At 67.7% G+C, this 14,942-nt stretch carries 14 protein-coding genes; 8 read left to right on the top strand and 6 right to left on the bottom strand.

Features of this window, described 5'->3' with window-relative positions; translation table 11 throughout:
- Positions 1-107: 107 nt before the first annotated feature.
- Both rsrA and ACIA8C_RS03665 read right to left on the bottom strand, forming a co-directional pair.
- Complete coding sequence (gene rsrA, locus ACIA8C_RS03670; protein WP_397130755.1) at positions 108-386, bottom strand: mycothiol system anti-sigma-R factor; 279 nt, start codon at positions 384-386, stop codon at positions 108-110.
- Positions 387-406: 20 nt separating this feature from the next.
- Positions 407-1,246: a sigma-70 family RNA polymerase sigma factor gene (locus tag ACIA8C_RS03665; protein ID WP_397130754.1), complete on the bottom strand. Its 840-nt coding sequence runs from the start codon at positions 1,244-1,246 to the stop codon at positions 407-409.
- A gap of 173 nt (positions 1,247-1,419) precedes the next feature.
- Between ACIA8C_RS03665 and ybaK the strand changes: the two genes are divergently transcribed.
- Complete coding sequence (gene ybaK / locus ACIA8C_RS03660; protein ID WP_397130656.1) at positions 1,420-1,914, top strand: Cys-tRNA(Pro) deacylase; 495 nt, start codon at positions 1,420-1,422, stop codon at positions 1,912-1,914.
- 72 nt (positions 1,915-1,986) lie between these two features.
- Positions 1,987-2,292 carry a hypothetical protein gene (locus ACIA8C_RS03655; protein ID WP_397130655.1) on the top strand — a complete coding sequence of 102 codons (306 nt, stop codon included), beginning with the start codon at positions 1,987-1,989 and terminating at the stop codon, positions 2,290-2,292.
- Positions 2,293-2,319: 27 nt separating this feature from the next.
- On the opposite strand, the gene ACIA8C_RS03650 is transcribed toward ACIA8C_RS03655, so the two are convergent.
- Entirely contained in the window at positions 2,320-3,105 is a 786-nt protein-coding gene (locus ACIA8C_RS03650; RefSeq protein ID WP_397130654.1) for an SOS response-associated peptidase, read from the bottom strand.
- 209 nt (positions 3,106-3,314) lie between these two features.
- Here ACIA8C_RS03650 and ACIA8C_RS03645 point away from each other — a divergent pair, with 209 nt between their 5' ends.
- From ACIA8C_RS03645 to rsgA, 3 genes are all read left to right on the top strand, one after another.
- Complete coding sequence (locus tag ACIA8C_RS03645) at positions 3,315-4,823, top strand: aldehyde dehydrogenase family protein (protein ID WP_397130653.1); 1,509 nt, start codon at positions 3,315-3,317, stop codon at positions 4,821-4,823.
- Positions 4,824-4,997: 174 nt separating this feature from the next.
- Positions 4,998-6,290, top strand: a complete 1,293-nt coding sequence (aroA, locus tag ACIA8C_RS03640) for a 3-phosphoshikimate 1-carboxyvinyltransferase (protein ID WP_397130652.1) — start codon at positions 4,998-5,000, stop codon at positions 6,288-6,290.
- Complete coding sequence (gene rsgA, locus ACIA8C_RS03635; protein WP_397130651.1) at positions 6,239-7,303, top strand: ribosome small subunit-dependent GTPase A; 1,065 nt, start codon at positions 6,239-6,241, stop codon at positions 7,301-7,303. The genes aroA and rsgA overlap by 52 nt, the downstream gene beginning before the upstream one ends.
- 41 nt (positions 7,304-7,344) lie before the next feature.
- Here rsgA and ACIA8C_RS03630 read toward each other — a convergent pair whose 3' ends face one another.
- The 3 genes from ACIA8C_RS03630 to ACIA8C_RS03620 all read right to left on the bottom strand — a co-directional run bounded on the left by ACIA8C_RS03630 (position 7,345) and on the right by ACIA8C_RS03620 (position 11,347).
- Positions 7,345-7,746 (bottom strand): nuclear transport factor 2 family protein, encoded by a 402-nt coding sequence (locus tag ACIA8C_RS03630; RefSeq protein WP_397130650.1) that lies wholly within the window; start codon positions 7,744-7,746, stop codon positions 7,345-7,347.
- 133 nt (positions 7,747-7,879) lie between these two features.
- A complete protein-coding gene (gene secA, locus ACIA8C_RS03625) occupies positions 7,880-10,732 on the bottom strand; it encodes a preprotein translocase subunit SecA (RefSeq protein WP_397130649.1) in 2,853 nt (950 codons plus the stop codon).
- A 204-nt stretch (positions 10,733-10,936) separates the two neighbouring features.
- Positions 10,937-11,347 carry an Rv3235 family protein gene (locus tag ACIA8C_RS03620; protein ID WP_397130648.1) on the bottom strand — a complete coding sequence of 137 codons (411 nt, stop codon included), beginning with the start codon at positions 11,345-11,347 and terminating at the stop codon, positions 10,937-10,939.
- 304 nt (positions 11,348-11,651) lie between these two features.
- Between ACIA8C_RS03620 and ACIA8C_RS03615 the strand changes: the two genes are divergently transcribed.
- The 3 genes from ACIA8C_RS03615 (at position 11,652) to ACIA8C_RS03605 (ending at position 14,891) form a co-directional block, all read left to right on the top strand.
- On the top strand, positions 11,652-13,073 hold the full coding sequence (locus ACIA8C_RS03615; RefSeq protein ID WP_397130647.1) for a wax ester/triacylglycerol synthase family O-acyltransferase: 1,422 nt from the start codon (positions 11,652-11,654) through the stop codon (positions 13,071-13,073).
- A gap of 40 nt (positions 13,074-13,113) precedes the next feature.
- Positions 13,114-13,623 (top strand): DUF6912 family protein, encoded by a 510-nt coding sequence (locus ACIA8C_RS03610; RefSeq protein ID WP_397130753.1) that lies wholly within the window; start codon positions 13,114-13,116, stop codon positions 13,621-13,623.
- Between the two features lie 110 nt (positions 13,624-13,733).
- A complete protein-coding gene (locus tag ACIA8C_RS03605; RefSeq protein WP_397130646.1) occupies positions 13,734-14,891 on the top strand; it encodes a ferredoxin reductase in 1,158 nt (385 codons plus the stop codon).
- The last annotated feature ends 51 nt before the right edge of the window (positions 14,892-14,942 follow it).

Below are 14,942 nucleotides of genomic sequence, written 5' to 3'. Positions count from 1 at the left end.
CGCGTCCGAGCTGTCGAGACTCGCGCCTGCGGCGCATGCGCTTCGACAGCTCGGACGCGCGACGGGCCGCGAACGGCGCTCGTAAGACTCGCGCTGTGGTGGGCGGGTCAGGACTCGGAGGTCTCGATGCGGGTGGATTCCACCTGGGTGACCGTCACCGTTTTACGGATCTCGAAGGTCAGTCGTTCGCGCAGGGCGTCCGGCGCACGGTCGCCGCCGCATTTGCGGCTCAGCAGACCCTTGATCTTCTCTTCGATGCCGTAGGCCTCGATGCAGGGCGAGCAATGATCGATGTGGTGCTGCAAGCGAGCACGGGTGTCGTCGTTGCACTCCCCATCCAGCATCAGCCAGATATCGGTGAGTACGGCCGTGCAGTCCAGGTCCATATCGGGGTCCCGCTCGATGCTCACTGCTTGACCTCCTGGCGTTCCCCCGAACGGTTGAATCCACGCTCGCGCGCGACATCGGCGAGCAAACCCTTGAGCTGCTTGCGACCACGGTGCAGCCGGGACATCACGGTACCGATGGGGGTGCCCATGATGTCGGCGATTTCCTTATATGGGAAGCCTTCGACATCCGCGTAGTACACGGCCATCCGGAATTCCTCCGGAAGCTCCTGCAGCGCGGCTTTGATGTCGTCGTCCGGCAGCGCGTCCAGTGCCTCGACCTCGGCCGAACGCAGACCCTGCGAGGTGTGCTCGGCGGTAGCGGCGAGCTGCCAGTCGGTGATCTCGTCGGTCGGGTACTGCGCGGGCTGGCGCTGCTTCTTGCGGTAGGAGTTGATGTAGGTGTTGGTCAGGATCCGGTACAGCCAAGCGCGCAGGTTGGTGCCCTCCTTGAAGGACTTGAAACCCTGGAACGCCTTGACGTAGGTCTCCTGCACCAGATCCTCGGCGTCGGCCGGGTTCCTGGTCATCCGCAGCGCGGCGCCGTAGAGCTGGTCGAGCAGCGGGAGCGCGTCACGCTCAAACCGCTGCGCCAGCTCGGTTTCGTCGACCGCGGCACCGACACCGTCGGTCACCACGTCAGTCTCGGATTCGCGACCCTCGCGGGTCTCTGCGTGGTTTTGCTCCGCTGCCGCCTCCGGGCCCGTCGCTCGCGCCGCATGGTCGCTCGTCACACCTGTCCCTTCGATCGCCGTACCTGCCAAATCTACCGGCACTGGCAATTCGTCGGGGAATCCGGCTTCCGTTGGTGACGCCTTCGTCCAGATCGGACGTTCGTCGAGCAGCACGGGCACCGACATCTCCTTCACGTCATTTACTGGGCTGATCAGCGGCGACGGCCGGGGATTTCGTCCCGTCCGACCGCTCTGTACTCGCTTCCAACATGCGGGACACGTCCTGTGTTCCCGCAGCGAAACGCCAGCAGCCAAAATCCGTTGCGGGCCGGGCGGGTTTCGTCGTTAAGGTTTCGGCCATGGCAGGAGCCTCGACACCGGCGATCCGGACGCTGACCCAGGCCAAGATCGCCCATCGGGTGCACACCTACAAGCACGATCCGCGCGCCGATTCCTATGGCACCGAGGCGGTCGACGCGCTCGCCGACGAGCTTGGTGTGACCGCGGCGCAGGTCTTCAAGACGCTGGTGCTCGAAATGGCCAACGGCTCGCTCGCCGTCGCGGTGCTTCCGGTGCCGAATATGTTGTCGCTCAAGGCCGCCGCGGCCGCGCTCGGCGTATCGAAGGTGAGCATGGCCGACAAGGCGAAGGCCGAGCGAACCACCGGGTACGTGCTCGGCGGCATCTCGCCGCTCGGTCAGCGCAAGCTGTTGCCGACCGTGCTCGACGATTCCGCGCTGACCTGGGATCGCATCCTGTGCAGCGCAGGCCGCCGCGGGCTGGAGATCGAGCTCGCACCCGCCGATCTGGTCCGGCTGACCTCGGCGGTCACCGCCACAGTGAGGACCCGGTAATTCACTTGATTCGACACAATCTGTGCGTCAATGGACAGGCCAGATTCGTCCGACTCGAGGATGTGATGCGAAATGCCCGCGCACCAGCGTGTCCGCACCGTGATCGTCGCCCTGCTCGGAACCTTCACCGTGGCCGTCGGCGCGTTCGCGCTGCACGCTCCGACGGCTACCGCGGCGCCCATCGCGACCCAGGTCGACTTCCCCTTCGACGGCTTGGGCACCGACGATGGCACGCCGGGCACACCCAAGCCGGACGAGCAGGGCAAGAAGGCGGAGAAGCTCGGCGGCACGGTGACCACCGAAGTGATCGACCTGGTCACCGGCATCGTCAAGTGCGGACTCAATATCGCGAGCCCCGCCGTGAAGTGTTCGCTCTGAGATAGCCGAACATGCGGAGCCGGGCGGTCAGAGCAGACTGATCTGCCCGGCTTCTTCGTCTGCGGACAGGTGCTCGAGCAGTTCCGGCCCGTTGTTCTTCACGCTGTTGACCAGCGACGGCACCGGTCGCGCCACGATCCCCGCGATCGCCGTTTCGCTCGGCGTCGCCAGCAGCTCGGCGGGTGCCGGGTGGTCCGGGTCGAGCCAGGCGTCCCAGTGCTCCTGCGGCATCGGCAGCGGCATCCGGTCGTGGATGCGGGTCAGGTCGCCGACCGCGTCGGTGGTGAGGATGGTGCAGGACAGCAGCGGCTCGCTCTCCTCGAGGGACTTGTCCCGCCATACCGACCACAGCCCGGCCATGTACAGCCGGGAGCCGTCGGCCTGCGACATGAAGAAGGGCTTTTTGACCGCCTTGCCCTTTGCTCCGGTGTCCGGCTCGACGACCCACTCGTACCAGCCGTCCATCGGGACCAGGCAGCGCCGGTATTTCACCGCGTCACGGAACGAGGGCGTGGTCGCTGCCTTGTCGGCGCGGGCGTTGAACAGCGGCTTGCCCTTCACCGGAACTCCCGGCTCGGCGGCCTTGGTCCACAACGGGATCAGGCCCCAGCGCATCCGCCGCAACCGCAGCTTGGGCTCGTCGTCCTTGTGGCCGTGCTCGTGCCGCTCGACCACGGTGAGGATCTGCGTGGTCGGCGCGACGTTGTAGTTGGTGAAATTGCCCGAGCCCGCCGTGCTATCGGTTTCATCGATCGCATCCAGCTCGACCGCGAGCCGGCCGGGGTCTGTCGTGGTCGCATATCGTCCGCACATATGCCGATACTCCCACCCAGCACCGACAATCTCATGGACAATTGGTCCATAGCTGGTGACCAGTTGAGAGTTTTGACCTAACATTCTCTCAGGGGATGGGCGGTCTGTCGTGCCCGTCCGCTGACGCTTGCGCACCGACCGGCCACCGCCAGGAGCAACCGGGATCGACGTCGTCCCGAGCACCCACCCGGCAAGAGGAGAGACCCATCGTGACATCCACCGACACCAAACCTGCCGACCACGACACAGCGCTCACGTCGGTGAACCCCGCGACGGGCGAGGTGATCGGCACCCATCCGATCGCGGACGAGGCCGCGGTACTCGCGGCCGTCGCGAAAGCGCGCACGGCCGCCGCCACCTGGGGCGCGCTGAGCTACGACGAGCGCAAGACGCACCTGCTGCGCTGGTCGAGCCAGCTGGTCAAGGATTCCGATGAGTTCTGCAAGCTGATCCACGACGAGAACGGCAAGCCGCTCGACGACGCCTTCCTGGAACTGATGCTGGCGCTCGAGCACATCGCCTGGGCGGCCAAGAACGCCAAGAAGGTGCTCTCGCCCAAGAAGGTCTCCCCCGGCGCGTTCATGTCGAACTTCGCCGCCAGGGTCGAGCAGCGCCCACTCGGCGTCGTCGGCGTGATCGGCCCGTGGAACTACCCGGTCTACACCCCCAACGGCTCCATCGGCTACGCGCTCGCCGCGGGCAATACCGTGGTGTTCAAGCCGAGCGAATTCTCCACCGGCATCGGCAATTTCCTGGCCGACGCGTTCGCCAAGGCCAACCCGGACCTGCCGGAGGGCGTATTCATCACCATCAACGGCTACGGTGCGACCGGCGCGGCGCTGGTCAAGGCGGGTGTCGACAAGCTCGCGTTCACCGGCTCCACCGCGACCGGCAAGCGGATCATGGCCGCCGCCGCCGAGAACCTCACCCCGGTGCTGCTCGAATGCGGCGGCAAGGACGCGGTGATCGTCGCGGGTGACGCGGACGTGAAGGCCGCCGCCGACGCGGTCGCCTGGGGTGCCACCGCCAACAGCGGACAGACCTGCGCGGGCGTGGAACGGGTGTACGTCGACCGGTCGGTGCGCGACGAGTTCGTCGCCGAGGTGAAGAAGATCCTGGAGAAGGTCGGGCCCGGCTCGGGCGCCGAAGCCTCCTATGGCCCGATGACCATGCCGAGCCAGGTCGACATCGTGCGCCGCCACATCGAGTCCGCGCTGAAGAACGGCGGCACCGCCGTGCTCGGCGGCCCGGAATCGGTGAAGGCGCCGTTCATCGAGCCCGTCGTGCTGGTCGACGTGGACGAGAAGTCCGAGGCGGTGCAGGAGGAAACCTTCGGCCCCACGGTCACCATCCGCACCGTCGACGGCGTCGACGAGGCGGTCGAACTGGCCAACAGCTCCAAGTACGGCCTGTCCTCGGCGGTGTACTCGAAGAAGAACGGCTTGGAGATCGCACGCAGGCTGCACGTCGGCGCCACCTCGGTGAACTCCGTGCTCGCCTTCGCCGCCATCCCCGGCCTGCCGTTCGGCGGCGTCGGCGATTCCGGCATCGGCCGCATCCACGGCGAGCCGGGCCTGCGCGAATTCGCCCGTCCGCACTCGATCGCGGTGCAGCGCTTCGCGATTCCCGGCATGGCACTGCTCAGCTACTCACGCACCCAGTCCACCATGAAGCTGCTGCGCAAGCTGGTCCCGTTCCTGCACGGACGGCACAAGTAAGGAATCCGCTTGCGCGACAGTACTTCTGCGGCACATAGCCGCAGTTGGCTGACCTGAAGTGTGGTGGTCGTCGCCCGACGACCACCACGGAGCGAGGCCTTGCGAGCGACCCGTTCGCGGCCGTCTAAGGGGCCGCGAACCACGCCGCGGCCACGCGGCAAATACACTAACCTCGTGAGTTTCTGGCCAGCGCCCCATGTCGATGTCCCGGTGCACGCGACCGTGACCCTGCCTGGATCGAAGTCGATCACGAACCGGGCCTTGATCTTGGCCGCACTGGCCGATGGTCCTTCGACGCTGTCCGGTGCGTTGCGCAGTCGCGATACCAATCTGATGATCGCGGCGTTGTGCGCGCTCGGCACCGGCATCGAGGGCGACGGGGACACGCTGACCGTGACCCCTGGCCCGTTGCGGGGCGCCGGGGTCGACTGCGGGCTCGCGGGCACCGTGATGCGCTTCCTGCCGTCGGTGGCCGCGCTGGCCGCCGGAGATGTGGCTTTCGACGGCGACGCGCAGGCCAGGGTTCGCCCGCTCAGCACCATCTTGGACGCGCTGCGCAGCCTCGGCGCCGACATCGACGGCAACGCGTTGCCGTTCACCGTGCATGGCAAGGGCGCGTTGCGCGGCGGCTCGGTGACCATCGACGCCTCCGGTTCCTCGCAGTTCGTTTCGGGCCTGCTGCTCTCGGCGGCGCGGTTCGACGAGGGCCTGATCGTGCACCACGACGGCAAGGCGCTGCCCTCGATGCCGCACATCGAGATGACCGTGGAGATGCTGCGCCGGGCCGACGTGCAGGTGCAGGCGCCCGAGCACAGCCGCCTGGCGCAGACCTGGCAGGTGGCGCCCGGCCCGATCCGCGCGGTGGATTGGGATGTCGAGCCGGATCTGTCCAACGCGACACCGTTCCTGGCGGCCGCCGCGGTCACCGGTGGCGAGGTCAAGATCCCGCACTGGCCGCGGCTCACCACCCAGCCGGGCGACGTGATCCGCGAGATCCTGGTGCGGATGGGCGCCGAGGCGCGCGTTTTCGACGGCGTGCTGACGGTGCACGGCCCCGATCGCCTGGCCGGTATCGATATCGATCTGCACGATGTCGGCGAGCTGACCCCGACGGTCGCCGCCTTGGCGGCGCTGGCCGATTCCCCGTCGCATCTGCGCGGCATCGCGCACCTGCGCGGCCACGAGACCGACCGGCTGGCCGCGCTGTCCACCGAGATCAACCGGCTCGGCGGCAAGGTCACCGAGACCGAGGACGGGCTGGAGATCGAGCCAGCCGAATTGCACGGTGGCCGTTGGCATTCCTACGCCGACCACCGAATGGCAACGGCCGGAGCGATTCTCGGGTTGCGGGTGGCAGGCATCGAGATCGAGGACATCGGCACCACGGCCAAGACGCTGCCGAATTTCGTTGCGCTGTGGGAACAAATGCTCGATCCGACGCTCTCCGATCAAGGGACGGCGCACTGAGAAAGCGCGAGTACGACGAGTCCGACGTCCGGGTCCGCCCGGGCAAGAGTTCGCGTCCGCGCACGAAAACCCGTCCGCAGCACAGTGATGCGGAATCCGCCATGGTGGTGTCGGTGGATCGCGGCCGCTGGGGTTGTGTCCTCGGTGACGATCCGGACCGGCACATCGTCGCCATGCGGGCCAGGGAACTCGGCCGCACCCCGATCGTGGTCGGCGATCAGGTGGACGTGGTCGGCGATCTGTCCGGCAGACCCGATTCGCTGGCCCGCATCGTGCGGGTCACCGAACGCCGAACGGTGTTGCGGCGCACCGCCGATGACACCGATCCGTTCGAGCGGATCGTGGTCGGCAATGCCGAGCAGTTGTTCATGGTGGTCGCCCTGGCCGACCCGCCGCCGCGCACCGGATTCGTCGAGCGCTGCATGGTCGCCGCGTACGCCGGTGGGCTGCATCCGGTGCTGTGCCTGACCAAGCACGATCTGGCCGCCGAGTCCGAATTCGCTTCCGCCTTCGAGGATCTCGATCTCACCATCGTCTACGGCGGCGTCGATGATCCGCTCGACCCGGTACTCGAATTGCTCACCGGCCGCCTTACCGCGTTCATCGGCCACTCCGGCGTCGGCAAGTCCACCTTGGTGAATCGCCTTGTGCCAGACGCTTATCGGGCTGTCGGCGCGGTCTCCGGCGTCGGCAAAGGCAAACACACCTCCACCCAGTCCGTGGCGCTGCCCCTACCGGGCGGCGGCTGGGTCATCGATACCCCGGGCATCCGTAGCTTCGGCCTGGCGCACATCACCCCCGACGACGTGGTCGCCGCCTTCAGCGACCTCGCCGCCGCCATCGAGGACTGCCCGCGCGGCTGCACCCACCTCGGCCCACCCGCCGACCCCGAGTGCGCATTGGACAAACTGCCCGGCAAACAGCGCCGGGTGGCCGCCATCCGCCTCCTGCTCACCGCGCTGAACGCCAACGACCACTGGCAGACCAGCAACGCGCCCCGGCCGGTCGACTAGATCACGGCTTCGATACGGCTGGGGACTTTCCCCAGCGTCGCTCAGCCGGGTAACGCCGCGCTGGATTGTTCCTGCCCGTCGGGCTGGCCCGGCGCGAACGGCCACTCCTCGAACCAGGTGCAGCGGCCTTCCTGATCGAAGCGCAGCACCCATAGGTCACGCCAGCGGGCGGGTTGGTCGGGGTAGTCGACCTCCGCCCGGACTACCGCGGTGAGTCCGTCCACGGCAACGACTTCGGGCTCGATGGTGAACGACTCGTTCGGGCTGTCGCGTCCGGTCTCCCAGAATTTCGCCAGCGCGGGTAACCCCGTGAGCGGTTCCGCCCACGGTGAGACCTGGTATCCGACTTCGGGGGCGAAGAGGTCGCCGAGCTGCTCGGTGCCCGGCGATCGCCAGGCCCGTTCGTATTCGCCGACCCATGCCTCAACTGTGCTTCGGTCCACGAGCGCCGAAACTACGCCTGTTGCGAACCCTACGGGCGGGTTCCAGCGCAAAGGCACCTCCACCGCGGCTGAACGGGACCGGAACGCAAAAGCGCCCAGGGACCGGAGTCCTTGGGCGCTTCGGCGTCAACTCTTAGTGGCGGCGACGCGGCTTCGGGGCGCGCTTCGGCTTTTCCTGCGCGCGGGCGGCCTCGCGGCGCTCGCGGCGGGTGGTGCCGTCGCCGTACTCCTCGGCATCGCTGTGCACCTCGCGATGGCCGCCCTCGTCCGGACCCGAGTAGCTCAGCCCGCGCCGGGCGGAGTCGTCGATGCCCTTGGCGCGCAACGCCGCCGGGGCGCTGCTGCCGTTGGCGACCGGCGCCTCGTCGGTGGGCAGCGGACGCGGCGCGGCCATCGCACCGACCGGCGAGCGCAGGCCCTGGTCGACCGAGACGCCCTCCGGCTGCGGCTGCTGCACCTCGACCTGCAGGTTGAACAGGAAGCCGACCGACTCCTCTTTCAGGCCCTCGAGCATCGCCGCGAACATGTCGAAGCCCTCACGCTGGTATTCGACCAGCGGGTCGCGCTGCGCCATCGCCCGCAGGCCGATGCCCTCCTTGAGGTAGTCCATCTCGTAGAGGTGTTCGCGCCACTTGCGGTCGAGCACCGAAAGCAGCACCTGCCGTTCGAGATTGCGCATGCTGCCCTCGCCGGCCAGCCCGTCGATCTCGGCCTCGCGCCGCTCGTAGGCCTCGTGCGCGTCGTCGAGCAGCGCGTCGAGCAGTTCCTCCCGGCTCAGGTCGCCCGCCTCGCCGACCGCGGTCTCGCCGGTCAGGTCCTTGTAGCTGAGCTTGACCGGGTACAGCGTCTTGAGCGCCGTCCACAGCTTGTCCAGATCCCAGTCCTCGACGTAGCCCTCGGCGGTGGCGCCGTTGACGTAGGCGGTGACCACGTCGGTGATCATGCTCTGGACCTGGCCCTCCATGTCCTCGCCGCGCAGGATCCGGTTGCGCTCGCCGTAGATGATGGTGCGCTGCTGGTTCATCACCTCGTCGTACTTGAGCACGTTCTTGCGGATCTCGAAGTTCTGCTGCTCGACCTGGGTCTGCGCGCTCTTGATCGCCTTGGAGACCATCTTGGCCTCGATCGGCACATCGTCGGGCAGGTTGAGCCTGGTCATGATCGACTCGAGCGCGGCACCGTTGAAGCGGCGCATCAGCTCGTCACCCAACGACAGGTAGAACCGGGACTCGCCGGGGTCGCCCTGACGGCCGGAACGACCACGCAGCTGGTTGTCGATACGCCGCGACTCGTGCCGCTCGGTGCCGAGCACGTAGAGCCCGCCCGCGTCGCGCACGATCTCCGCGTCCGCCGAGGTCTGCGCCTTGACCTGCTCCAGCGTCGGCAACCAGGCCTGCTGGTAGGCGTCCGGCGTCTCGACCGGATCAAGACCCTCGCGGCGCAGGATGAGGTCGGCGATGATGTCCGGGTTGCCGCCGAGCACGACGTCGGTACCACGACCGGCCATGTTGGTCGCCACGGTCACCGCGCCGGGCCGACCGGCCTCGGCGATGATCTCGGCTTCCTTCTCGTGGAACTTCGCGTTCAGCACGGTGTGCGCGATGCCGCGCTTGGTGAACTGCTTGGACAGGTACTCCGAGCGCTCGACGCTGGTGGTACCGATCAGCACCGGCTGGTCCCGCTCGTGCCGCTCGGTGACGTCGTCGACCACGGCCGCGAACTTGGCCTCTTCGGTCTTGTAGATCAGGTCGGACTGGTCCGCGCGGATCATCGGCCGGTTCGTCGGGATCGGCACCACGCCGAGGCTGTAGATCTGGTGCAGCTCGGCGGCCTCGGTCTCGGCGGTACCGGTCATGCCGGACAGCTTGTCGTAGAGGCGGAAGTAGTTCTGCAGGGTGATGGTGGCCAGGGTCTGATTCTCCGGCTGGATCTCCACCCCTTCCTTGGCCTCGATCGCCTGGTGCATGCCCTCGTTGTAGCGGCGCCCGACCAGGATGCGGCCGGTGAACTCGTCGACGATGATGACCTCGCCGTCGCGGACGATGTAGTCCTTGTCGCGCGAGTACAGCTCCTTGGCCTTGATCGCGTTGTTCACGTAGCTGACCAGCGGCGAGTTGGCGGCCTCGTAGAGGTTGTCGATGCCGAGCTGATCCTCGATGAACTCGACGCCTGCCTCGTGCACGCCGATGGTGCGCTTCTTGATGTCGACCTCGTAGTGCAGGTCCTTCTTCAACAGCGGTGCGATACGCGCGAATTCGGCGTACCACTTGCTCGAGGCGTCGGCCGGGCCGGAGATGATCAGCGGCGTGCGCGCCTCGTCGATCAGGATGGAGTCGACCTCGTCGACCACGGCGAAGTTGTGCCCGCGCTGCACCAGATCGTCGAGCGAGTGCGTCATGTTGTCGCGCAGGTAGTCGAAGCCGAACTCGTTGTTGGTGCCGTAGGTGATGTCGGCGCCGTAGGCCACCCGGCGCTGCGCGGGCGTCATGCCGCCGAGGATCGCGCCGACCTCGAGTCCGAGGAAGCGGTGCACGCGGCCCATCCACTCGGAGTCGCGCTTGGCCAGGTAGTCGTTGGTGGTGACGATGTGCACGCCGTCGCCGCTGATCGCGTTGAGGAAGGCGGGCAGCACCGAGGTGAGCGTCTTGCCCTCACCGGTCTTCATCTCGGCGATGTTGCCGGTGTGCAGCGCGGCGCCGCCCATGATCTGCACCTTGTAGTGCTTCTGGTTCAGCACTCGCCAGGAGGCCTCGCGGGCCACCGCGAAGGCCTCGGCCATCAGCGCGCCGAGCGGATCCGCGTGACCGTCCTCGACCATGTCGGAGTAGCGCTCACGGAACTCGTCGGTCTTGCCGCGCAGCTCGTCGTCGGTGAGTAGCTCATAATCCGACTCGAGGTCGAGAACCTGATCGGCGAAGTTGGCGAGCCGCTTGACCATGCGACCCTCACCAATCCGTAGCAACCTCGTCAGTGTCAGCGCAGGCACGGGTCTCGTCAGTCCTCTGGTCGGTGTGTCATTTCGTGTCGTCGGCGCCGGGTGCGAGATGTGGACTCACGGCCGGCGTGCGGGTTCGCGCTCCGAGTGCGGAATCCGCGGCACGCCCCATGGTAATGCGGTGCCGATCGTAGGTGCCGACGAGCAGCGCCGTTCCGCCGGATCAGCGTGTGGCCGTGTCATCCGCCCTGGTACTCACAGTACGCGGAACGCGGTCAGCTGCCAGCCCGCCCGCTGCAGCACCACGCACGCGGCGACCGCGAAGACCCGGGGCCCGCGCCGGTAGCTGCCGTAGACCTCGGCGCAGTTCGGGCCGGTCAGCTCGACGCCGAGCTTGGTCAAGGTGGCCGGACCGAGCCCGTGTCCTGGCGGCGCGGACCGCGCGAGCGTCTCGATGGCAGCGAACACCGGCGGCGTCGCGAGTCTGCGCAGCTGGACCGCCGAGCGCCGGCCGTCAAGCACCTCCAATACCAACCGCAGCGAACTTTCGGCGAATCGACTTGCCGCGGAACCTGTTTCACCGTCGGTGCCGTACGATGGAGGACGTCCGTCGTGCCGGGCGCGTCGCTGCGCCGCCCGATCGGTTGGCCCGCTATGTGACGGCATGCGACGGCAGGGCAGCGCGGCTCGTGGCGACAACGCATCCGGCCGAGCGCGGCCCGGCCGCTCACCATCCAGCGGCGGCTCGAGCCGCGGCGCCGGCGAAAGCGATGGTCGTCGACTGTGCATCCAGTGTCCCCCTGTGATCGAATCGAGTTCCCCGTGCTCGAGTCGAACAGCTTGCCACGGAAGCCGGGGCGGGTAAAGGGGATCGCCGATTTCACCGGATACGCCACAACGGAGCAGCTGAATCCCTGTGGCGACAGCACAATAGGCGTGAGGCGGCATCGAAAAAGGAGCACCGGGCAGCGTGATCACGAGACTGACGCCGCAGGACGCGTCGTTCTATCGGCTCGAGTCGAGCAGCAATCCGATCCACATCGGCTCCCTCGCCATCCTCCGAAATACCGAGCGGGGCAGCGGCCCCGTTGAACCGGTGCTCGACTACGACCGCCTGGTCGATCTGGTCGACGCCAGGCTCTCGCTGGTCCCTCGCTATCGGCGCAAAGTGCGCGAGATCCCGTTGGCCCTCGGTCGCCCGGTCTGGGTCGAGGACAGCCAGTTCGACATCACTTATCACATCCGCCGCTCGGCACTGCCCGGTCCGGGCACCGACGAGCAACTGCACGAACTGGTGGCCAGGCTGGCCTCCCGGCCACTGGATCAGACCAGGCCGCTGTGGGAGATGTATCTGATCGAGGGCCTGTCCGACGACCGCTGCGCGATCTTCACCAAGACGCATTCGGCCCTGGTCGACGGGGACACCGCGCTGGAGATCGGCCACGTGATCCTCGACAACGGCCCGTCGCCGCGCGAACTCGCCGACGACGCCTGGCTCGCGCCCCGCGAACCCAACGAGGCGGAACTGCTCGTCGGGGCGCTGACCCACCTGGTCGCCCAGCCGCGCGAGGCCATCGAGGTGGCTCGGCGTGCGAGCGGGCACGCCTTCGCGGTGATCGGCGCCGCGGGCCGGGCAATGGACTCGGTGGTGTCCGCCGTGCGCGCCGCGACGACCGGCGCACCGGATAGCCCCCTGAACGCGCGCACCTCGCGCAACCGCCGCTTCGACGTGGTGCGCACCGACCTCGAGGACTACCGCAAGATCCGCAAGCGTTTCGACTGCTCGATCAACGACGTCATCCTCGCGGTGGTCACCGGCGCGCTGCGCAACTGGCTGCTGTCGCGCGGCGAGGGCCTCATCGAATCGACCACGCTGCGGGTGGTGGTGCCGATGTCGGTGTATGTCGAAGGGGCGGACGGGGACCAGCTGAAGCCGGCCAGCGAGGTGTCCTCGTTCCTGATCGACCTGCCGGTCGGCGAGCCGAATCCGGTGATGCGGCTTTCGCACATCGCGCACGCCACCGAGGCCAACGGCAGGCAGCATCGCGGCGTCCGCGCGCGCACGTTGGTGCACCTGGCCGGGTTCGCTCCGGCGAGCCTGCATGCCATGAGCGTGCGCGCGGCGAGTACCTTCGCAGAACACACTTTCAATCTGGTGATCACCAACGCACCTGGTCCGCAGACCCCGATGTTCATCGGCGGCGCGCGGATGCTGGAGATGTATCCGGTGTCGCCGCTGCTGCGTAATCAGGCCTCGAGCATCGGGATCACGTCCTATAACGGACGCGTCTTCTACGGACTCAACGCCGACCGCGACGCGATGGCCGATATCGGGGTGCTGGCCGCGTCGGTGCGCGATTCCATGGAGGAGATGCTCGGTGCCTGCGTCTGATCAGGAGAAACTGCGGGTCTATATCCCCGCGACGGTGCCGATGCTGCGCGAGCTCGTCACGAACCGGGAACTGCGCCCGATCGGCGGCACCGCGTTCGCGGTGACCCCGGCGCTACGCGAGGCCTACGCCTCCGGCGACGACGAGGAACTGGCCGAGGTGGCGATGGGCGAGGCCGCACGCGCCTCGCTGCGCCTGCTCGCCGCCGAACGCGACGAGGCCGACGAACCGGCCGACGACGCCGAGCCCGCCGCGACCGGCCGCCCGGTCTATCGGCGCGCGGTGATCGCCGCCGATGTAACCGGCGCGAAGCTGCGCTCCGACCTCGACGACGCCGTCGTCAAGCTGGCCGGGCCGATCACCTACGACCAGATCGGTTGCGTGCACGTCGACCTGGTCGAGGCCGAGCCCGAGGTGGCCAAGGCCGTCGACGTGGTGGACGCGGCCGACCTCGGCGACACCGACGCCGAATTCGTGCTCGGCGACGCCGAAGACCACCAGCTGGCCTGGTACGCCGCGCAGGAACTGCCGTTCCTGCTCGAACTCCTCTGACGGGAGGATGATCAGGGTGACCGCCACGACACCCTCGGCCAACCTACGATGCCGTAACCTGGCTGTTGCGTGGGCAGCGCATCCGACGAACAGGAAGACGAACGGCAGCGATGAGCTCGAAAACTGGGGGATTCTCCGTGCGGGGCGTGCGAGAGTGGCTGGAGGCACCGGCCGCCGCGGTCGCCGAACGCGGCGGCAGGCTGAACGTGCTGCGCGGGGCCGTGGCGCGTGTCACCACCCCCCTGCTGCCGGATGACTATTTACATTTGGCCAACCCGCTGTGGTCGGCGCGCGAGCTGCGCGGTCGCATCGTCGACGTGCGCAAGGAAACGGCGGACTCGGCCACCCTGGTGATCAAGCCGGGCTGGGGCTTCGACTTCAAATACGAACCCGGTCAATACATCGGCATCGGTGTGCTGATCGACGGGCGCTGGCATTGGCGGTCCTATTCGCTGACCTGCCCGCCGAACTGGTCCGATCCGGAGGCGGGCGGCAAGCGGGTCATCTCCATCGCGGTGAAGGCGATGCCGGAGGGCTTCCTGTCCAGCCACTTGGTCAGCGGCGTTCCGGTCGGCACCGTGGTGCGCCTGGCCGCGCCGCAGGGCGGCTTCGTGCTGCCCTACCCGCCGCCGGAGAAGGTGCTGTTCCTGACCGCGGGCAGCGGGATCACCCCGGTGCTTGCGATGCTGCGGTCGATGGATCGGCGCGGCATGGTCACCGATGTGGAGCACCTGCATTCCGCGCGCACCGCCGAGGACGTGATGTTCGGCGCCGAGCTGCGCGACCTGCACGATCGGCATCCGAGTTTCAACTCCCACGTCAACCTCACCGGCGAGCACGGCAAGTTCGCGCTGACCGGCCTCGACGAGAAGTTCCCCGACTGGCGCGAGCGGCAGACCTGGGCCTGCGGCCCGGCCGCGATGCTGGACGAGATCGAACACCACTGGCGCGACGCGGGCGTCGCGGACCGGCTGCACGTGGAGCGGTTCGAGATCGAGCGTTCCGCGGTCGGCGAGGGCGGCACCGTCACCTTCGGCAAAACCGGCCGCACCACCGAGATCGACGGCGCTACCAGCCTGCTCGAGGCGGGCGAGGCCGCAGGCGTGCAGATGCCGTTCGGCTGCCGCATGGGCATCTGCCAAACCTGTGTCGTGACATTGAGTTCCGGGCACGTGCGTGACCTACGCAACGGTGACGAGCATCGTGAAGGCGACAAGGTGCAGACCTGCATCTCCGCCGCGGCGGGCGACTGCACCCTTGACGTCTGAGCACGCGCCGGGCCTCTGCTCCGGACGCTGCCTACCGTCTTTGAGTACCCT

It is taken from the genome of Nocardia sp. NPDC051321 (genome assembly GCF_044455225.1).
Lineage (GTDB): Bacteria > Actinomycetota > Actinomycetes > Mycobacteriales > Mycobacteriaceae > Nocardia.
The sequence above is the reverse complement of the archived record's forward strand: the minus strand, read 5'-3'. Positions and strand labels throughout refer to the sequence as shown.